Annotated in this window: 18 protein-coding genes and 2 pseudogenes; 3 read left to right on the forward strand and 17 right to left on the reverse strand. The window is 40.9% G+C overall.

The genetic code is table 11. The features are described from left to right. The 14 genes and pseudogenes from HT671_RS12045 to recJ form a co-directional block, all read right to left on the reverse strand. Window positions 1–72, reverse strand: a pseudogene (locus HT671_RS12045) (tetracycline resistance determinant leader peptide); the annotation flags it as partial. A gap of 244 nt (window positions 73–316) precedes the next feature. After that, the gene (locus HT671_RS05585) at window positions 317–1,252 is read right to left on the reverse strand and encodes a conjugal transfer protein (RefSeq protein ID WP_001224320.1); all 936 of its coding nucleotides are present in this window, start codon (window positions 1,250–1,252) and stop codon (window positions 317–319) included. Then, complete coding sequence (locus tag HT671_RS05590) at window positions 1,249–2,250, reverse strand: bifunctional lysozyme/C40 family peptidase (protein ID WP_000769868.1); 1,002 nt, start codon at window positions 2,248–2,250, stop codon at window positions 1,249–1,251. The genes HT671_RS05585 and HT671_RS05590 overlap by 4 nt, the downstream gene beginning before the upstream one ends. Continuing rightward, complete coding sequence (locus tag HT671_RS05595) at window positions 2,247–4,424, reverse strand: hypothetical protein (RefSeq protein WP_064276871.1); 2,178 nt, start codon at window positions 4,422–4,424, stop codon at window positions 2,247–2,249. The genes HT671_RS05590 and HT671_RS05595 overlap by 4 nt, the downstream gene beginning before the upstream one ends. Window positions 4,425–4,426: 2 nt before the next feature. Beyond that, a complete protein-coding gene (locus HT671_RS05600; protein ID WP_002368314.1) occupies window positions 4,427–6,874 on the reverse strand; it encodes an ATP-binding protein in 2,448 nt (815 codons plus the stop codon). Next, on the reverse strand, window positions 6,858–7,250 hold the full coding sequence (locus HT671_RS05605; protein WP_025186755.1) for a conjugal transfer protein: 393 nt from the start codon (window positions 7,248–7,250) through the stop codon (window positions 6,858–6,860). The genes HT671_RS05600 and HT671_RS05605 overlap by 17 nt, the downstream gene beginning before the upstream one ends. 13 nt (window positions 7,251–7,263) lie before the next feature. Then, window positions 7,264–7,761, reverse strand: coding sequence for an antirestriction protein ArdA (locus tag HT671_RS05610; protein ID WP_002368312.1), 498 nt, complete (start codon window positions 7,759–7,761; stop codon window positions 7,264–7,266). Window positions 7,762–7,877: 116 nt separating this feature from the next. Continuing rightward, window positions 7,878–8,099, reverse strand: coding sequence for a hypothetical protein (locus HT671_RS05615; protein WP_138703448.1), 222 nt, complete (start codon window positions 8,097–8,099; stop codon window positions 7,878–7,880). Window positions 8,100–8,141: 42 nt separating this feature from the next. After that, window positions 8,142–9,332 (reverse strand): MobT family relaxase, encoded by a 1,191-nt coding sequence (gene mobT, locus HT671_RS05620; protein ID WP_002368311.1) that lies wholly within the window; start codon window positions 9,330–9,332, stop codon window positions 8,142–8,144. Between the two features lie 32 nt (window positions 9,333–9,364). Beyond that, the gene (locus HT671_RS05625) at window positions 9,365–9,520 is read right to left on the reverse strand and encodes a hypothetical protein (protein ID WP_002390709.1); all 156 of its coding nucleotides are present in this window, start codon (window positions 9,518–9,520) and stop codon (window positions 9,365–9,367) included. 2 nt (window positions 9,521–9,522) lie between these two features. After that, window positions 9,523–10,917 (reverse strand): FtsK/SpoIIIE domain-containing protein, encoded by a 1,395-nt coding sequence (locus HT671_RS05630; protein ID WP_002368310.1) that lies wholly within the window; start codon window positions 10,915–10,917, stop codon window positions 9,523–9,525. A 39-nt stretch (window positions 10,918–10,956) separates the two neighbouring features. Then, the gene (locus HT671_RS05635) at window positions 10,957–11,343 is read right to left on the reverse strand and encodes a YdcP family protein (RefSeq protein ID WP_000985040.1); all 387 of its coding nucleotides are present in this window, start codon (window positions 11,341–11,343) and stop codon (window positions 10,957–10,959) included. Between the two features lie 15 nt (window positions 11,344–11,358). Beyond that, window positions 11,359–11,673 carry a YdcP family protein gene (locus tag HT671_RS05640; protein ID WP_000420681.1) on the reverse strand — a complete coding sequence of 105 codons (315 nt, stop codon included), beginning with the start codon at window positions 11,671–11,673 and terminating at the stop codon, window positions 11,359–11,361. A 328-nt stretch (window positions 11,674–12,001) separates the two neighbouring features. Then, window positions 12,002–14,227 (reverse strand): single-stranded-DNA-specific exonuclease RecJ, encoded by a 2,226-nt coding sequence (recJ, locus tag HT671_RS05645; RefSeq protein WP_171043121.1) that lies wholly within the window; start codon window positions 14,225–14,227, stop codon window positions 12,002–12,004. Between the two features lie 176 nt (window positions 14,228–14,403). On the opposite strand from recJ, the pseudogene HT671_RS12050 reads away from it, so the two are divergent. The 3 genes and pseudogenes from HT671_RS12050 to HT671_RS05660 form a co-directional block, all read left to right on the forward strand. Continuing rightward, window positions 14,404–15,031, forward strand: a pseudogene (locus HT671_RS12050) (amino acid ABC transporter ATP-binding protein); the annotation flags it as partial. Window positions 15,032–15,268: 237 nt separating this feature from the next. Beyond that, complete coding sequence (locus HT671_RS05655; RefSeq protein WP_138703450.1) at window positions 15,269–15,928, forward strand: amino acid ABC transporter permease; 660 nt, start codon at window positions 15,269–15,271, stop codon at window positions 15,926–15,928. A 286-nt stretch (window positions 15,929–16,214) separates the two neighbouring features. Then, window positions 16,215–17,405 carry a ferric reductase-like transmembrane domain-containing protein gene (locus HT671_RS05660; protein WP_000835817.1) on the forward strand — a complete coding sequence of 397 codons (1,191 nt, stop codon included), beginning with the start codon at window positions 16,215–16,217 and terminating at the stop codon, window positions 17,403–17,405. Window positions 17,406–17,725: 320 nt separating this feature from the next. On the opposite strand, the gene HT671_RS05665 is transcribed toward HT671_RS05660, so the two are convergent. The 3 genes from HT671_RS05665 to vncR all read right to left on the reverse strand — a co-directional run bounded on the left by HT671_RS05665 (window position 17,726) and on the right by vncR (window position 20,729). Continuing rightward, window positions 17,726–18,607 carry a class II fructose-bisphosphate aldolase gene (locus HT671_RS05665; RefSeq protein WP_001019001.1) on the reverse strand — a complete coding sequence of 294 codons (882 nt, stop codon included), beginning with the start codon at window positions 18,605–18,607 and terminating at the stop codon, window positions 17,726–17,728. 140 nt (window positions 18,608–18,747) lie between these two features. Next, a complete protein-coding gene (vncS, locus tag HT671_RS05670) occupies window positions 18,748–20,076 on the reverse strand; it encodes a sensor histidine kinase VncS (protein ID WP_119943699.1) in 1,329 nt (442 codons plus the stop codon). Continuing rightward, window positions 20,073–20,729 (reverse strand): response regulator transcription factor VncR, encoded by a 657-nt coding sequence (gene vncR, locus HT671_RS05675; protein ID WP_138703451.1) that lies wholly within the window; start codon window positions 20,727–20,729, stop codon window positions 20,073–20,075. The genes vncS and vncR overlap by 4 nt, the downstream gene beginning before the upstream one ends. Window positions 20,730–20,835 lie beyond the last annotated feature (106 nt).

A 20,835-nucleotide genomic window follows, 5' to 3' on the forward strand; every position in this document is an offset into this window, starting at 1 on the left:
ATCACTGGGATTTTTATGCATAACCATAGGTATACAAAGCATACAGATATTCTCTGGATACTTTAGAATCACATGATAAAGGTATTCTTAAACTGGGTACAAAAAACTAAGCCCTCCTAAAAAAGGACATCCAATTATTTGTTCCCACTATCAAATTGACAGTTTATTTAAGAATACCTTGCCGCATATTTATTAACTCCTTTTAAATAGATACTTAAATAATAGCACATAAGAGCATATTTGTAAAGGAATCTCCAATTTTTTATCAAAGAGAGTACGTGATTACAAAATAGCTGTAATAATGTACCAATATTTGTTATTCTATAATCTTCCAATTACTCCCGTTCTTTTCAAGTACCAAATCAAATTGAGATACCTGCGTTGCTTTGGTCTGCTGGTCGATATACTCCACTGTCAGCGATACCGTGACTTGATTATCCTTACGATTGTGAATAGGATTTACCAGTTCTTGAAAGATGTACTCTTTTCCGATTGGTTTTAATATCCCGTCATTCACATAGTAGGAAAGTTCACTGGCTGTCGCTGTAGGATAGAGCTTGAAGAACGTCGTTAAAAACTCATTGATTTCATTGGTTGTAATGGAATCAACCGTTCCCTCACTTTCAATGGCTTTTGGTTTATAACTTGATTTCTTAGGTATGTTGGTAATGGTCGGATTCTTAACCAGTACCATATTTCCAGAACCATCTACATAGACACTCACTATATAAGCAGAGTGGACGGTCTTTGTATTTTCTCCCTCTGTAATGAGCTGGTCTACACTGTAGGTTACATTAAACTCATTGTCGCCAGTTGGCTCTACCGTCCATATCTGAAATCCTCTTACAGAAGACGATACAGGAATATCTTTGCGTACTGTATCAACATTGAGAGCTTGAAGTTCATCTGTCAGATAGCCTTTTAGACTTTCCATTCGATTATCAATGGACTTATCGGATTGCTCCCATGAATAGTAGACTTTCGCAAAGTTCTCTACAAAATTTTCTACATGATGAGTATCAACGTATTCCTTTTCTATGATAGTTGTTTCGTGAATAGTATGAGTATCTATAGCTGTAAAGTGCTTGAATATCGCAAAGCTGAAACTAAGCCCTAAAAGTACCCACAAGGCAATCACAACCTTTTTATGAGGATTGACCTTATAGTAGACACGAGGTTTCTTTTCCTTTGGTATCTGTTTTTCTTTATTCTGATTTTTTCTAAATTTCATCATTAAATCTTCCTTTCTCATTGTTTGATTCGTCCTGCTCCCACTAAATGCTGTTGCCAGTAGGGGCTTGTTAAGTCGGCATAACCGATTGGGTCGCCTGCATGAAACATACGGTTATTGCCAAGGTATATCCCAACATGAGTAATATAAGAGCCAGCGTTATAGGTAGAATGAAAGAAAACCAAATCGCCAGCTTGTGCTTCCGATAGTGGGATATGCTGGGTCACATCATATTGCTGTTGTGCGGTTCGTGGTAAGTTAATTCCAGCTTTTCCATACGTCCATTGTGTCAGTCCGCTACAATCAAAAGAAGTAGTCGGGGAAGCTCCACCGTAAACGTATCGCCAGCCCTCATATTTCAGTGCTTCGTCCATGATGGCTTGTACCGTATCATCATCAAACTCTGTTGTGACAAGATACTGCGTTACCAGTTGCACATAAAACATATTGCCATAGTTGTATCGCCAGCCCCCATTGATAGGTATGGCTATGGGATTGGGGTAAGACACTTTTTCGCCACCTGAATACTCTTTTGAGAAACTTTGAGCCAGTTCAAAGGTATATTTATTTCCACGATTAGCCACATACCCTAAGAAACCACCACCATAATTGTAGGACTGGATAACCGATTCTAAATCTACACTGAGCCTTTCGCTACTGGCTAATAATTCACTGAAATACTTCACACCTTGCTTAATGGATTCTTCTGTACTCAATGAATTAGGTGGAAGACCGAGGGATTCCGAGGACTGCATAACATCTTCCGCAGTACCGCCCGATTCCACCTGTATAATCGCAAGAAGTATGTTGACATATTCTTCAACGCCATATTCTTTGGCATATTTTTCTACCATAGGCTTATGAGCCAGCACTTCTGCGGAAACATTCACACCTCCATAATGAATATTGGAAATTCCGCTGTCCTGTTCATCTGAAAATAAAATGGCAACAAACAGAAGCAGTGAGAAGACCATCAAGAATAATCCAGAACCACCAATCACTAAAGTTTTCAACTTCATGGTTTCTTACCGACTTTCTTAATGGTGGCGGTTTTGATTGGTGGTCTACTTCTTGTATTTTGTAGTGGTACTCTTTGAACAGTAGACGGACGTTCTTTTGTGATTGGACGTTGTGAAGTTCTATCTGCTGTAGTGGTTGAAGTTGCTGGCTTTTGAACGGTTTTTTCTTGAACGGTATTGCCTTGGCGTTCCACTTTTGGACTTGAAAAATCGGACTTAACTGCTGGACGCTCTTGTTTGGCTTGTTGAGATTCCTTATATGAAGTCTGAATATTAGACTGTTTTGAGGTCTGTTCATCATGATATTGTTCTTGTCTTGTAGTCGGTCTTTCATGAACAGAAGAAGCAGGCTGTTTTTTCTGTTTGACCTGTTCCATTTCAGAGCGACGCTTCGCAATGGTTTTTCGCCTTTGTTCCTGCTGTTCCTTGCGTCCACTGGCTCTGTCCGCTTTGGTTTGAGAAATACTACTGGTTAAATCACGGACATTCTCTTTTACTTTGGATTTTCCTTGATATACTGCATATCTTGCATTGGTCGGCAAATCTTTAACCTGTTCTTTCAAACCACTAGCAGTGTCTACCATTCTGTCTTTGGTATCAGCTACTGTACCGATGGTTTGACCGATACGTTTTCCAAGTGTTGATTTTTCCTTTCCGTCTGGTCGGGAGTGATCTGCTTGTGTCCTTGCAGAACTCCCCGAACCCGACTGTCCTTTTTTACCTGTAACAATGGCAGACCCAGCCCCTAGAGTAGTCATGGAACGTCCAAGTTTCCGCTGTAGACGGTGCATGTGAGCGTGCATAAGCATACGAGGTTTTCTCATCACACGACTTCCCACACTTTGAGAATCGTTACTCTGTAGAGAAAACATACTCATTAAATCGCCCAGCTTGAAGTAGATTCCTGCAAAGGTCACAATCTGTAGAAAAGCAATCAAAAAGAACGGATAACCAGCCGATAAGGTATAGAGCATGGTTGAAATACTAAATGCTGTCGTAATAATCAATGTGATTCCAGCTCGTGTCAAAATGGTATTAAAGAGCTTTGTTATGGCTCGTTTTGACATACCATCAAATGATGGAATCATGCTTAAAATAAAGCTCACAGGCAGAAACATAGCATAGATGATAAAAAGTACCTGCGAGAAAATCATGATTCCTGTTAATAGGAATACAAATATGGAAATCCCAATATTGAAGACAAATAGGAAGAAGACTGTACCTAAACGGTTAATGGTCTTTGTAATGGTTAGATTGGTATTGCTTCTGTCTTCAATTTCTTCCGCAACAATTTTTTCTCTGTCTTCGCCATTGTTGGAATCTGGGCTGGTGGAGAGCAGGCTTTCCACACGGTCAATACCGATACTTTCAATGTCTGAACTGTTGTATTGAAGCAGTAGCCACGGTTGCTGAACCTGTATGGAAAACAGGCTATCTCTGATTAAGTCCACGCTGTCCTTGCCTTGACTATCGGAATGGGGCATGACAATCTTCGTGCCAAGTGATAAACTGGCATTACTGATGTCTGATGAAAAATCATTGATTTTTTTAATGTAGTCGGGAGCGTAGGCAATAAAGGAAGCTGATAGGATAAATACCATGACAAAGTTCACAATGGCATGAATCGCTTTTGTAGTTTCTCTTTTTATCAGTCCTGTATAGGCAACATAAACCCCAAGAACCAAAATCAAGAGTAAGAGGAATCCAACATAGAATCCCTCTGTTGATAGTCCGCTAGGCGTAACTCCTGCAAGGGTCTGCATATTCTTGCCAATGGAATCTGCTGTAGCAGAAATGAAGTCAAGGGAATAGGCTTCTTGAACTAAGTAGCCAGTCGCATTGGAAACATAAAGACTGATTGTCCAAATAAAATTGGTAATGGCATATAAGCCATACATGACTTGTTTTCCAATTCCGTCCGACCAGTTCCACGGTAGCCAGCCCCAGCTATTATCAACATAAAAATCCAGTTGATAGTTTTCAAGTGGGTATCGGCTGTACTCATTTGCCACATTGATTGTATCATCTACCAAGCCCGCAGCTTGAACCACTGTTCCCATCATGGCTAAAAGAAAAATGGCAATCACAAGTGTGAAAGCCACTGTCATTGCCACTTTACCTAGACGCTTCAGCGTCCAGTTTGATTTTATTCTGTTTAATATTGATGGTTTCACATTTACACCTCTTTTCGCACAGGCGGTCTGGTATCAAAGGCATGGAGCAGTTCTTCAAATACAGGGTGGAACTGTATCACACCGACACGACCATATAAATCACTGATAAGGCACTGTCCATTTTCCAAATCACGCAATCGCTTCTGATTATTTTCGTCCTCTGGGTCAACGCCGAAAAAGGCAAGGGTCTTTTTAATCTCGTTAAGGTCAGTAGAGCGGAACGCAAATTTCAAACCAAGATTATTTTTCAGCTTTTCATCTAAAAGGTCATCTGTATTCTGGGTCACGAAATATACCCCAGCGTTCATAGCACGTCCAGCACGAACCAGTTTCATAGACAGTGTTTTACCTTGTGCCACCTGTAAGAAGCTCCACGCTTCGTCTAAGTCAACAATTTTAAAAATGCTTCTGTCTGTATGGATAAAGTCTAACGCAAAGGTACTAATGACAATCAGCATTGCCACCGATAGTAACTCCATTGTGGTATATTCCTCAAAGGAGGTTTCTTTATCGGGAAGTACCAAGTCGGCAACCTGTATGATGTTCAGTTGTTTTTCAAGACTGATAGACTGCTCCACATATCCATCACTAAAGAGCAGATGTGCAAAGTCATAGTCTGTAAAACTTTCGATATGGTCGGCTATGCTGGTGCTTATTTGAGTTCCCTCAACCCGTAATTCCTCAATCACTTTCAGAAGACCTCGCACTTCACTATTAGTTACAGCACGAATGGCTTTTCGTAGAACAGGGAAACGGTCAGAATCTCGTGATGAAATCCCCGTAAGGAACGTCAAAATGTCGATTGCCAGTGATTCAGAATCTTTGGGATTTTTCATAATCACGTAAGGGTCAAGTAAGCCTTTATTTTTCTCATCAGAAGTCAGATTGACAATATTAATTTCGTGAGCGATTTCTGGCAAGGTTTCTTTCCATCTGCCACGTTCCGCTTTCGGGTCAACAATCACTGCTTGTGCCCCATAAAGCACTGCATAATAGACGATAAGGTTATTCGCAAAGGATTTTCCACCGCCTAGCGAACCTACAAAGGCAGACGCTAATGCATTGGTTACTGAACCCTTAACCCCTTGACTGGCAAGAGCAGGTTTGAGGTAGACATTGCGTCCTGTATCTAAGCTATAGCCAACATAAATACCCTCATTTTCGCCAAGCATTTGAGTAGCACCGAAACCAAGTCCAGCTAAGAAATCAGAGGTTACATACTGAATATAGTCATTCATATAACGCTTGCTTGATGGTAAAAATTCTTCATGTAAGCCCAGCATATCTCCAAATGGTCGTACCAACTTGACACTTAAATCGTCATAAAAATCTTTCACTTCATTACAACGACGTTTCAATTCGTCCAAGTCATTTGCGGAAACACGCACCACATAAGAGAGCTTATACATGGATTCCTTGCTTTGGTCTAAATTATTTTCCAGCTCATTGACACTTTCCAGAGCTTCCGCCACATTAGAGCTGGTTTCGTTATCACTTTGCCATGCGTGGTTATCTAGGTCTTTTAGTTCTTTCTTTTTATTACGAACGGTGCTTAGTGCTTTACGGTTTGCCACGATTTCCACATTCATAGAAGTATCAATCGGGAATGTAAATTGCTGTTGCTGGTAGTAGAAGATTTCAGAGGACGGAAAGTCCAATTCGCCGACAATGCTGTTGATGGTAAAGTACGCCACATAGACGGTTTCGTCTTCCTGTTGAATTTTTAGGTATCGCTGTTTTTCTTCCACCAGACAACGGGTCGGTTTAATAAGGTCATAATATTTAATCAGCGTTTCATTATCCAGCTTCTTCTTTGATAGATGGTACTCATAATCTTCATAAGCTGTACCTGTCTGTCCATAAAGATGTTCAATCAGATAGCCGAAGTCGTCCTTATCCAGTCTACGGATTTTGAAACGACGAGAGATTTTATTTTCCAAGAGCTTTTCCATCTTCTGAAAACGCAGGATTTCATCATTACTCATGCTGACAAAATCGCCCATTAGCTTATGGTTCACATCATAGACAAAATCAGACAAAGCATTTTTGGCTTCAACGGTAAGACTTTTCATAGAAAACTCTTGATCGTTGAGAAGCAACTTAAAGCCGATAAAGAAGCGGTAGTCCACTTGATTTTCGCCAATCATGGATATTAAAGCGTCTGTCTGTTGGTCGATTTTGTCATAGGCAATTACTTTGAGTTTGCCAGTTACTTCCTCTTTGGAACGTTCTTGTGCAGAACGTATGCTGGATTCTGTACTGATTTGTAGAGCATGAATCTTGCCATCACGATTTTGTGCGATAAGCTGTCTGAAAGAATCATGCACTTGTATTTTCTGTTCTGGACTTAGGAATGAGTAATTGTAAGGAATAAGCTCATAATAGGCGTAACATTCGCCATCTTTATTCCAGACCAGATTATTTTCAATGTATTTAATTGGATATGCCATAAAATTCACTCCTAACTGTCGTAATGGCTTCTTGTGGCTGGTTTCTGCCAAGGGTTACTTTTTTCCCTGCATAGGTCAGCTTTGGTCGCAGTGCATAAGCAATGACAGACTTCAAAAATCCATAAGGCTTTTTACCATCAAAGGTTTTTGTAGACATAAACCATGTGAAAGCCACAGGAATTCCAAAATATTTGAGAAATGCTCCCTCAATCATGGAAAGAGGTGGCAAGTTGCCAAGTATCATAACCGCAAACAGTGACACGACAAACCACGTCATTTGCGTAAAGGTTATGGGAAACGGAAGTCTAAAATCGTTGATGGAGTACAGCACTTTCTCAACAGACCAAATACTGGTATAGCTTCGTATTTTCTTCATAGAATCAATCCTTTCAATAGACGATTTCAAAAATCCCATAATTGGTTGTGATAAAAGTTCCCGAAATTTCTAAATCACGACCATAGGATTCGTAATCAATATAGTTTTGAAGACTGGTTGGCACTTCGCCCAATACTCCAGTTTCTTCAATGTAGTAACGTGCGACATCTGCCATATCATCACAATCCGAGTGAATGATAATATCCTCTTGATGTTCGCTTAGTTCCTCAATACTTGAAAAATGAGTGAGCAGAGCAGATAGCTCGGATTGTAGTTCCTCTGGCAACTCCGATACCATTTCCCATAGGCGATTGAGTTCGCCAATAGAAGTGTATTCGTCAACCGTAAAGGGTAACTCATAATCGTGAATGGCGTATTCCTCGTATTCATCATTCAAGCCGATTTTCTCTTTGACTTCTTCAAAATCAATGGGAAAGGTAAACCAAGCACCGACTAATTCTCCTTCATTGTATTTACCTAAGTTGGCAATATAGACTTGCATATCGTCCATGTGTTCACGTCCTTTCTTTGTAGAGATTCAAAAATCCCTACCGCACTTCGTTTGGTGTACCATTCTTTTGCGGAACATAAGAAAACCACTTATATTCCACAAAATAACGGTTTAATTTAAGCACCGATAATGCGATTAAATAGCTCTAATAAAATGTCTTTTACTCCAGCAGCGTTGAACACCAAGCCCACCGCAATAATCGCAATGATGAAAAAGCCAATCAGTTTACTAAACTCACGCTTGAAGCCAAGATACAAGCCAATTACAACGATTGCTAAAAGTACCAGTGATTGAGCATTTGATAGAAACCAGTTATAAAGGTTTTGTCCAAAATTCATAAAAATGTTCTCCTTTCTGTATGCAGTGAATTTGTATTTAAGTTATTTTTTTGTCGTTATCACGTCCTGTTCTTTTACCGACTGTTGCTTTAAAATCTGCTTGTGTCGGTCTGTCAGTTTCGCATGGTCGAGAATGTCTTTCACAACCTGCGTCTGGTTAATTTCATCAAGTGTAATAGCAACCTTTAAGGTCGGGGCGACTTGATGAGATAGCCAGTTTAGTGTCCTTTGGAAAGAGTAAGGCTCTGGTTTTGTGGTTAGCTTTAATCGTTCACGATTGTTTCCAATAAACCATGCCCATTCTTCATTGAGTTTCCAATCGGAACGTGCTTTTGAATCGTCCTTATCCACAAAGCGGATATACCGATTGATAATCTTAAAAGCTGTATGCTCTGGATTATCATAGACAAGTAAATCACGTACTGCATAATAGGCACGCTCATTTTTTAGTCGGATTTCAAAACGGTTTTTAACCTCTGCGTCTTCAATGGGAATATCATTTTTCTTGTACTGCTCATAGTCCTTTTCATAGATACAGAAATAGACTTCGCTTTGTAATGAACCGATATAAAGCGTGTTTCCCATACATTCCTTTTCATCTTTGCGTACCAGTTCGCCACTGCGATAGCTCTTGAAACTGCGGAACACCGAAATACACTCTTCCTGTAGGCATTTTTCCGTCAGTGTGGGAATATTCAAAATCCCTGTTTTATCGTTGATGGCAAGGTCAAGGCGTTTCATCACGCCACCAGCCACCAAAGCGTCCATAAAGAACTCATACCAGCTTCTTTGTTGTGCTAGAAGATAGCTTTCAAATTGTCTGCACCCACGACCTTTTAATTCCACCAGAACACCTTTGTCTATCTCATGAGAGCAGAGAACGAATATATCGCCTAAGGCATAATGTTCTGAATAAGAATAAAAGCCATAGTCTTCATGAAGAAAATAGGAAAGTTTCAATTGCAATATTTCTTCAACCACATGCTGTACGTCCATTGTGGGAAAGCGAATCCTTACATAGTCAAAGAGCATTTCAAGTGGGGCATCGGGATTGAAGCGTTCCAGAGTTTCCCAAAGGGATTGTTGCAACTCGTCTGATGGCTTAACCTTGCCAGTTTCAATGTCGCTAAGATATTGCCTTGTAATGCCTGTAGCAATAGCCAGTCGGTTTTGAGATAGCCCATAAGCCAACCGTTTTTCCTTTAAATGCTGTATCAAAGTTTGTTCATTCAGTTAAATCCCTCCAATTAAAAAAGGTATGTCAACTATTGAAGCTCATTTGACATACCACGAAATTTTCTAAACTCCTTGTAACCAAAGAATTTTCTGCTATTTTTTTGACTGTTTCCTGTCGATTTGTACCCCCCTGTTAGATACGGGGGGTTAGGTGCTGGCGTGGCTATCGCCACACCAGCCAGCAAGATCAGTCCACACCTGCGACTTTCGCTTCGCACGTCGCCTGCGTGGACTGTCTGCTGTTGGTTAGTTTTTTTATTTCCTCCAAAAAGTCATGACCTTTTGGTACTAAGGGAGTGTAAAATTCTGATATGACACTTGTTCCCACATCAACATAGCCACGACCTTTGATTTGTTTTAAGAAGAAATCTTTTTGTACATCACTGCCAAACATCATGCCATAGCCCATTTCAGACATTCTTCCAAGTGCCACTCTGAAATTAAACTGGTCACGGATTCCGTCGCCTAAATATTTTGCGTCTGGACGTTGACAAGCCAGTATTAAAAAGAAGCCAGCTTGACGACCTAACATGACAATCTGTTTGAGCTTGTTTAAGACTGCGGTATTTTCTTTATTTCCCAGCATTTCCATGAAAGCCACGTATTCATCAAAGATAAGAAAGTTTGCAGGAAGTCCTAAGTAGGCATAGTTCTCGCCAGTCTTATAGTTTTCCATCTCTTTCATAGCTTCACTTCGTGCCATCATTTCATCATAGAAACGGTCAATGCAGGAGAGCATATCTTCTTTTCTGTAGTAGACATTCCCCATCACAGAGCCTAAGTCGGCAAGGTCGGCGTTCTTTGGGTCAAGAATATAGAGCTTAGAATCTGTATAAAGCAAGGCTTCAATCAGTGTCAGTATAAAGTAAGTTTTACCGCCACCTGTACCACCAGCTATGAGCATGTGAGGGAGCTTGTCATATTCCCACCATACGTTTTCCATCAAGCGTAGTTTGCCATCTTTGGCTTGGACTTCATCAATAGAAATACGACTGGCGATGGTGTCATAGAGCAGGGTATATTCCACATAAGAATCTTTTAACTCTTTATCCGTCAGCTCACAGTACAATCCGCTTTCTAATTTCTTTTCCAAGTGTAGGAGCTGGTCTTGATATTTTCCTAGCGTGATTTCCACTCGCATCTGTATTAAACCATCTTTAAGGCGATAAAATATTTTGGGAAAGTAGGTTATCTTTTCCTTAGTACGACTGGACGAATCTTTGAAGAAGCCATCTGTTTTGACCTGTTCCGATTCATACCACTTGTTTTCAAGTACCATCTTAGCCAGCTTTTGACGGTGGTACAGTTGTTTTACTGTATCATATCTATATCTTTTGAATAGAAATGCCACCAGCAAGCAGACAAGAATTGCGACACTAACACTAATAACTAAATAGGGAATGTGAATCTTGTCTACTTGTGATAGGTTAAAGTCCTGCCAGTTAATCTGCTGGATTGTCTTCACATGAAACAGTCCGATAACCAGCAGGAAAATTGGCAGTAAGGACGCTACTGTAAAATGAAAGACTAAATCCTTGTCACTTGGGCGAATCCTTTTACCACGAATGCCAAACTGTTTCATGCGGGATTTCCTCCTTTCTCTCTAGTGGAAGTAGCATGACTATTTATCCGTGGCTGGCTCTTTTTTAGGTTGTGGCTGATTTTTAAAGGTACTGGAATCTTTCGTCAATACAATATCGTCTGCCTTGATATACCAGTCAACATCTGCCCCTCGGAAGGTAGCGGTAGCGACGGTATCTGCAACTGGATTGATGATTTCCACTTTTGCGTTATAGTCAAACTCTTTCAAAGGAACACTGGCAGGAATACTCACTTGAATCATACGTCCTTGCCCTTTGGATTTTAAATCATAGGTACGTTCTTTGATTTCATCTGAAACCGTACCGTCGTCATTTTGGATTCGTACTTCACGACGGAGTGCTGAAAACTTTAATTCTCCAAATGTAGCGTCTTTATCTAATACAATGCCATTAGGTAATCTCATCATTTTTCCTCTCTTTCTTTATTCTTTTATCATGTCGTCCGCATGTAAAAGGTAATTTGTGAATCCACGAGTACCAATTTTATAGCCCTCTGCGGTAATACGTGGATTGACTAACATTACACGTTCCTCAAAGCCGAAATGTTTTTCTCCAGCTTCAGCAGGAAGCACCACCACAATATCATCTGCTCTTTGAACGTCAGAATAGAGGTTGTAGCTTCGAGATAAGACAGTTAATTGTCCGTTGATTCTTCGCTGTTCTACTTTATCCTCGCCAGCAAATTCTAAATTGCCAAATGTTTTTTCCATGTTGGGAATCACAAATTTAAGTTCCATATTTTTACCTATCCTTTCTTTTTATTGTTTGATAAATCTTGTTTGTTTGATGGTCTTAAAGGGAGGGGAGCGACCTTTTGATTCTTGATTTTCTGTTTTCATAAGTTCACTTCCTTTCAAATATTGGGTAAAAAAATAGACACCTCATTTTTTGAAGTGTCTACCTATTAAATATTCAATTTTATTGGAAGTATCTTTGTATCTTCACTTTTCAAGGATAAATCGTCGTATCAAAGCTCATTCATAAGTAGTAAATTAGTAGTAAATTGAGTGGTTTTGACCTTGATAAAGTGTGATAAGTCCAGTGTTTATGCGGATAATTAGATTTTTATACTGTTTTTTTAGATAAAAAATCATAAATTTCTTGCACGGTACCCAGGGCCATCATTTCTTGGTCTTTGACAGTTTGTTTGAGATTTTGATAAATCTGACTTTCTCCTATCTCTCGCTTTGGTGCCTCTTTATTGACTGTCATGACACCATCTTTGATGGTCACAAAGCCTAGCTCTTCAAATACTTGAATCATCTTGACCAGCAAGATTTGTTGAATATTGAGATAGGCAGCCAAATCCTTGAGCTTATAGCGAATATCAAACTCTGGGAACTGGTAGATAGTCTTGTACAATTTAGCAAACTGCTCTCTAGTCCCATATCCTGTTAGATAGTAGGCCTTGTCAATATCATTTTTGAAATAAACAGCAGAGAAATGCTGTTCCTGAAAAATAGTTTTCAGCAGGGTAATATCCTCAGGAATGGTTTTCACTACAACAGCTTCACTAGTCTCTATATCTGGCACTTCTCCAGCAAAATCCAAGACTGGAACTCCTTCTGGCAAGACTGCATTTTTCCCACGAATGTTAAAGAGTTGAACACCCTCCACACGCGCATCCACCATCATCAACTGGAGGGCAGTTTGGCCATTCCATTGGTTGACAGACAGTTTTACTGCCAACTCTAGATTCTTGGTTTGAGAAAATTCTGTTGCCAATCGGCCTTGACCAAAGGCTACCACTTCAAAACTCGCCTCACCCTTGGAAATTTTCAGCTTGAGATGGGCGTTGCCTGCCCCCATAGTACGAGCACTTTCGACCTGAAAATCCTTGATATAAAAGACAGGTTTCTGATTGTCCATGCCAAAAGGTGCTAAACGTTCAAAACTTTTGACCGTTTCCAAGCTAAGCCCCTCCAAATCCAGTTCTTCATCTAAGTTTAACTTGTTCTTGCCACCAGCATCTGCGCCTTTTTCACGGACATAGTCTTCCAAGACCTGAGATAAATCTGAAAGTTTATCAACTTCCAGCGTCATTCCGGCTGCACCAGCATGACCTCCAAAAGCGATAAAGAGGTCTCGATGGGGATCCAGAGCCTCAAAAATATCCACTGCTTCCACACTACGAGCACTACCCTTGGCACGACCGTCCTCTATATTGAGAACGATGACTGTCTGCCCTAGTTCTTCCAACAAACGACCAGCCACGATTCCTAGAACTCCAGGATTCCAGCCTTCCTTGGCCAAGACCTGAACCTTCTTCTCAGGATCCACCATGGTCTTAGCTTCTTCATAAATAGACTGGACGATTTCCTTGCGCTCTTCGTTTTTCTGATGAATCATGAGGGCAATCTCATGCGCCTCCTCATCATCAAAGCCAGTCAGCAAATCAATGGCAGGATTGGGATCATCCAAACGGCCCAAGGCATTCAAACGAGGGGCAATCTGGAAACCAACCGTTTCTTCTGTTACTTCGTTAGCGGCAATCCCAGCCATATCCAGCATTTCTTGTAAACCAATGCGCTGAGTATGTCCCAACATCTCCAGACCATACTGAACCAAAATGCGATTTTCATCCGTCAAACTCACCATATCTGCAATAGTTCCGATAGCGACCAAATCAAGCAATTCCACTTGCACTTCTTCTAACAGGGCACAAGCCAGCTTGAAGGCCACTCCACAACCAGCCAAATATTTGAAAGGATAGTCCGCATCTGGATGCTCAGGATGGACAATCGCATAGGCATCTGGTAAGGTTTCAGGCATGGAATGGTGGTCAGTCACAATGACATCTACTCCCATAGACTGGGCCAATTCAATAGCCTCATGACCAGCAACCCCATTATCCACCGTCACAATCAAGGAAATTCTTTCTTGCTCGATAAAGTATTTATAAACACTGGCATTAGGTCCATAGCCATCAGTAAAACGATTGGGCAGATAAACCCGGCACTCGGCACCAAGCTGTTCCAAACTTTCCTTCACAATAGAAGCCGAAGTCATTCCATCCGCATCGTAATCTCCATAGATGAGAATATTTTCCCCTTCTTCAATGGCCTGACGAATCCGTTCCACTGCCTTGGCCATATCATGGAGCAGATAAGGGTCGTGCAAGTCCTCCAAAGAAGGTTCTAAAAACTTCTTCAGACTTTCTTGGTCCTGAATTCCTCTGTCAAATAATAACCGAGCCACCTCAGGACCCAGTCCAGCCTTCTTGGCTATCTTTGTAAAATCCGCATCTTCTACCTGCGGGGCAAACTGCCATTCATAAGTAGGTGTTATCAAAAAGACATCCACTCTTTCTAAGAATTCTATTGCTTCATTATAACATGATTTAGACGTTTTCTCTATCCAGATTGCTTTTTTATAAAATTTTAGTGAATTTTTTCAGATATGATTTGACAAGACAAATCTTTTGGTGCAGAATCATGTTATAAAATCTAATGCAAAGGAGACTCCTTATGGCTTTAGTAGAATTTGAACACGTCGAAAAATATTACGGAGACTACCACGCACTCCGCGACATCAATCTCCGTTTTGAAAAAGGACAAGTCGTTGTCCTACTCGGACCATCTGGTTCTGGAAAATCCACTCTTATCCGCACCATCAATGGTTTGGAGGCTGTTGACAAGGGAAGTCTTCTAGTCAATGGCCACCAAGTTGCTGGTGCCAGCCAGAAAGATTTGGTGCCTCTTCGTAAGGAAGTCGGCATGGTTTTCCAGCATTTTAACCTCTATCCGCATAAAACAGTGTTAGAAAACGTAACACTCGCACCCATAAAATTCTAGGAATTGATAAAAAGAAGCTGAAAAAACAGCTCAAAAATATCTGGAATTTGTAAATATGTGGGATAAAAAAGATTCTTATCCAGCCATGCTATCTTGTGGACAAAAACAACGAATCGCCATTGCTCGTGGACTCGCTATGCATCCTGAACTCCTTCTCTTTGATGAGCCAACATCTGCCCTTGACCCTGAGACTATCGGAGATGTACTAGCAGTTATGCAAAAACTGGCACATGACGGGATGAACATGATCATCGTTACCCATGAAATGGGCTTTGCCCGTGAAGTTGCTGACCGCATCATTCTCCCTCCTTTGACCAACCAAATTGTCAACCTCATCAAGAACACCTCAACAGTCGCTATCATCTCTGGAGTGGACTTGATGTTTGTGACCAAGTCTTGGTCAGCACTTAACGGAAACTACATTCCAGCCTTTCTAGGCGCTGCCCTTCTCTACTTTTCTCTATGCTTCCCTGTTGCCCAGTTTGGTCGCAAGATGGAACAAGCTAATAAAAAAGCCTATTCACTTTAGGAGGTTACTATGGAATCCATTTTAGAAGTTTTGACCCCAGATAACCTAGTCTTTATCTTTAAAGGATTTGGCTTGACCCTCTACATTTCTCTGATTGCCATCGTCCTCTCTACCCTTATCGGTACGGTGCTAGCTGTCATGAGAAATGGCAAAAATCCTGTCTTGCGCATTATTTCCAGCTTTTATATCGAATTTGTGCGCAACGTTCCCAACCTTCTCTGGATCTTTACTATCTTTTTAATTTTCAAGATGAAATCCACTCCAGCAGGAATCACTGCCTTCACACTCTTTACATCAGCGGCTTTAGCTGAGATTATCCGAGGCGGTCTCAATGCCGTAGCCAAGGGGCAGTACGAAGCAGGAATGTCACAAGGCTTCACTTCAGCCCAAATCCTCTACTACATCATTCTCCCACAAGCCATTCGTAAAATGCTGCCAGCCATCATTTCTCAGTTTGTAACCGTGATTAAGGATACCAGTCTCCTCTACTCTGTTATCGCCCTACAAGAACTCTTTGGAGCCAGCCAAATTCTCATGGGCCGTTATTTCGAACCAGAGCAGGTCTTCAGTCTTTATATACTGATTGCCCTCATCTACTTCAGCTTTAACCTAGCCATTTCTAGCCTGTCTCATATGCTAGCCAAACGTTGGCAACAAGCTGCAGAATAATACTCTTCGAAAATCTCTTCAAACCACGTCAGCTTCACCTTGCCGTATGTATGGTTACTGANNCTATCCACAACCTCAAAACGGTGTTTTGAGCAGCCTGCGGGCTAGCTTCCTAGTTTGCTCTTTGATTTTCATTGAGTATAAACAGCCACTCTCCAGTTCAATTGGAGAGTTTTTTATAAGAACAGAGATTTACACACCTAGATTTGACACCATACATTTTCTATGATAAAATGTAACAAATTCATTTACAACAAATCGAAATCTAAATGAAATGGAATTTTCTATGAAATCAATCAAAGGACTACTCTTTATCATAGCTAGTTTTATCTTGACTCTTTTGACTTGGATGAACACTTCTCCCCAATTCATGATTCCAGGACTAGCTTTAACAAGCCTATCTCTGACTTTTATCCTAGCCACTCGTCTCCCACTACTAGAAAGCTGGTTTCACGGTTTGGAGAAGGTCTACACCGTCCACAAATTCACAGCCTTTCTCTCAATCATCCTACTAATCTTTCATAACTTTAGTATGGGCGGTTTGTGGGGCTCTCGCTTAGCTGCTCAGTTTGGTAATCTTGCCATCTATATCTTTGCCAGCATCATCCTTGTCGCCTATTTAGGCAAATACATCCAATACGAAGCTTGGCGATGGATTCACCGCCTGGTTTACCTAGCCTATATTTTAGGACTCTTTCACATCTACATGATAATGGGCAATCGTCTCCTTACATTTAATCTTCTAAGTTTTCTTGTTGGTAGCTATGCCCTTTTAGGCTTACTAGCTGGTTTTTATATCATTTTTCTATATCAAAAGATTTCCTTCCCCTATCTAGGGAAAATTACCCATCTCAAACGCTTAAATCACGATACTAGAGAAATTCAAATCCATCTTAGCAGACCTTTCAACTATCAATCAGGACAATTTGCCTTTCTAAAGATTTTCCAAGAAGGCTTTGAAAGTGCTCCGCATCCCTTTTCTATCTCAGGAGGTCATGGCCAAACTCTTTACTTTACTGTTAAAAATTCAGGCGACCATACCAATAATATCTATGATAATCTTCAAGCCGGCAGCAAAGTAACCCTAGACAGAGCTTACGGACACATGATCATAGAAGAAGGACGAGAAAATCAGGTTTGGATTGCTGGAGGTATTGGGATCACCCCCTTCATCTCTTACATCCGTGAACATCCTATTTTAGATAAACAGGTTCACTTCTACTATAGCTTCCGTGGAGATGAAAATGCAGTCTACCTAGATTTACTCCGTAACTATGCTCAGAAAAATCCTAATTTTGAACTCCATCTAATCGACAGTACGAAAGACGGCTATCTTAATTTTGAACAAAAAGAAGTGCCCGAACATGCAACCGTCTATATGTGTGGTCCCCTTTCTATGATGAAGACACTTGCCAAACAGATTAAGAAACAAAATCCAAAAGCAGAGCTTATTTACGAAGGATTCAAGTTCAAATAAGTACTCATACTCTCCTGGGATTCCCCAGGAGAGTTTTTTATAGCCAAATGAAATAAGACCAGAGCGATGAAATTTTGGAATTCAAATCAATTGATAAGAATGTTTTATAGTGGAATGAAATAGGATACGAACAAATTGATTAGGAAAATCAAATGAATTTATAGAAATATTTTAGCAGTTATATTGTCCTGTTCTAGTTTCAAAACGCTATAGAAGCAGCATTGTGCTAGTCTAGATTCAGTTTACTATACTAAAACGAGTAGCTTGAAATCAAAAAACCCACCCTCACAGGCAGGTTTTATCTGTATTATTCAGCTAGATTATGCTTTACCTTCTGAACCGAATACGTCGATACGTTCTTCAACCGATGCTTGGATAGCTTTTACACCGTCAGCCAAGAATTTACGTGGGTCGAAGAGTTTTTTCTTATCGTATTCTGCTTCGTTTGCTTCGTAGTCACGAGCAAATTTACGAGTTGCGTTAGCGAATGCGATTTGGCATTCTGTGTTAACGTTAACTTTGGCAACACCAAGTTTGATAGCTGCTTGGATTTGCTCATCAGGAATACCTGAACCACCGTGCAATACGATTGGGAATCCTGGAAGAGCTTCTGTCAATTTTTGCAAGTGGTCAAGGTCAAGACCTTCCCAGTTTGCTGGGTAAGGACCATGGATGTTACCAATACCAGCTGCCAAGAAGTCGATACCAGTTTCAACCATTGCTTTAGCGTCTTCGATTGGAGCCAATTCACCTTTACCGATGATTCCGTCTTCTTCACCACCGATAGTACCAACTTCAGCTTCTACTGAGATACCTTTAGCGTGTGCTTTTTCAACAACTTCTTTAGCCAATTTAAGGTTTTCTTCAACTGGAAGGTGTGAACCGTCAAACATGATTGAAGTGTAACCAACTTCGATACACTCAAGTGCATCTTCGTAGTGGCCGTGGTCAAGGTGGATAGCTACTGGTACAGTGATACCCATTGATTCAACAAGGTTAGCAATCAAGTTGCGAGCAACTTTGTAACCACCCATGTATTTAGCAGCACCCATTGAAGTTTGGATCAAAACTGGAGCTTTTTTAGCTTCTGCTGCGCGCAAGATAGCTTGAGTCCACTCAAGGTTGTTTGTGTTAAATCCACCAACTGCATAACCGTTGTCACGAGCTGCTTGGACAAATTTTTCTGCTGAAACGATTGCCATTTTATCAGGCCTCCTGTATATTTTTATGGGTCACCCCATTTACATTGTTCATTTTATCACTTTTTGACAAAAAAATCTAGTTTTTCCCGTAGTTTCGATTTAATTTCTTCTAGCTTCATCCATGTAAACCCTTTCTATCTCTAGTCTTGGGCGACTTTTGGAAAAGCTATGAAGAAGGTTAAACGATTCTCCTCCATCTCGAAATGATAAGCTAATTTTTCATGTTCCAATAGACTCTTGACCACAAAGAGTCCCATCCCAGGCCCTTTGGGCTTGCGACTAGCATTATCAGAAAAAGACTGGGCTAGTTTTTCTTGTTCTTCTGAGCTACAGCTATTCTCGATAAAGAGTTCCCCTTCTCTTTCTCCAATACCAACCAAGCCACCTGGAACAGAGTGCTTGATTGCATTGCTGATGAGATTAGAAAGAATCAACTTCATAACTGATGGGTTTAGATAAGCCTGCTGATGGGTCAAACTATTGTCAATCTGGAGCTCTCTTTCCTTGGCGAGCAAGGCATAATCCTTAACCAGACTTTGTGTCATCTGGAGGAGGTCAATTTCTTCCCTATCATCTCGCAACTCCTGCACAGAAGAGAGGGAAAGTATCTGCAGAACATGGTGATTGAGTTCATCCACAATCCCCAAGGCAACTCCCAGATACTGGTCTCTATCCTTATAACGACCGATATTCTCTTTCATGTTTTCGATCAGGATTTTCAAACTAGCCAGCGGTGTTTTCAGTTCATGAGAAGCCCCTCGTAGGAATTCGACCTTCATCTTCTCCAGCTGGAGAATGGCTTCATTCTTGTCATGCAAGTCTGCAATGACAGTCAAAAGATGCTGGTAGAGGCTATTGATTTGTTCCTTGAGATCACCAATCTCATCCCTAGAATCCACGCGCAATCGCACTTGGGAATCCAGTTCCATCATTCTACGAGTCACCCGTTTGATTTCCAAGATCGGGGCAACAATGGTCCGAGCATAGATGTAGGCCACCAAGAGGGAAATTAGAAAGGATGCCAGCAAGGTATAGGGAAGAAATTGGAGACTGATTTGCTCTGCTTCCTTTTGCAAATCCATAGAAACCAGAAACTGGAGAGTCATGGTGCTACCATCTTGCGTTGTCACCTCACGCTCCTCAATAAAGAGAGAGGTGGTCTGACGGTCCGTATCCAGAGGAATGCTGTCCTTGACTTCTAACTTGTCCTCTGTCATCTCGCCCTTAACGACCCCCTTGATATCACTAGTCTGGGAATACAGCTCTAACACTTGCTCGATGCTCTGCCTATCCTTTCCTTCTAGGGACTTGGCAATAGCTGTCGCTTTCTGGCCAATGGTTTCCTGACGATGACTCAGATAAGTCGAGGGAAATAGAAAATAAATAGCTAAATGAAGGCAGATAACCAGAACACTAAATATCGAGAAGGTATAGATAAATATCTTTGTAAATAAACCTGTTCGTCTCATTTTCGCTCCAATTTATAACCAACATTGCGCACAGTGAGGATGCAGTCCAGGTCTAGTTTTTTCCGCAATTCCTTGATATAAACATCAATGACACGGTCAAAGGGAACCTCATCTGTCGCTTTCCAGACGGCATCGATTATCTGAGACCGAGTCAAGGCCCGGCCTTCATTTTTCACCAGATAGTCCAGAATTTCCAACTCTTTGGCATTGATAAGCACTTCTTGACCTGCTAGACTGGCACTGTAGCTCTCAAAATCCACCCTGGCATCTTTATAAGAGAAGATTCGTCCTGTATCGTAGTATCTCTTGAAAATTGCATCCACCCTCACTTTTAAGAGGGAGAGGGAGAAGGGCTTTTCCAGATAGCCATCTGCCAGAGAAGCAAAGGCAGTCATCTTGTATTCCTCATCCTGAAAGGCGGTCAGCATCAAGACAGGAACCTGACTGGTTTTACGAATCTCAGCTAGGACTTCTAGACCATTTAGCTTGGGCATCTGGATATCTAGTAAAATCAAGGCTACCTCATAGCTAGAAAATTGCTCCAAGGCTTCTTGCCCATCTGCAGCCTCAAGGGTTTCATAGCCACAATCCGTCAAATAATCACTGACCCCCTCACGGATCATCTCTTCATCTTCTACAATTAAAATTTTCATACTTTAACTGCTCTCTATTTTTTATTTTTCTTATACTCAATAAAAATCAAAAAGCAAACTAGGAAGCTAGCCGCAGGTTGCTCAAAGCACTGTTTTGAGGTTGTAG

The sequence above is a fragment of the Streptococcus sp. 2741 genome, from assembly GCF_013276315.1.
In the GTDB taxonomy this organism is placed as follows: Bacteria; Bacillota; Bacilli; order Lactobacillales; family Streptococcaceae; genus Streptococcus; species Streptococcus pseudopneumoniae.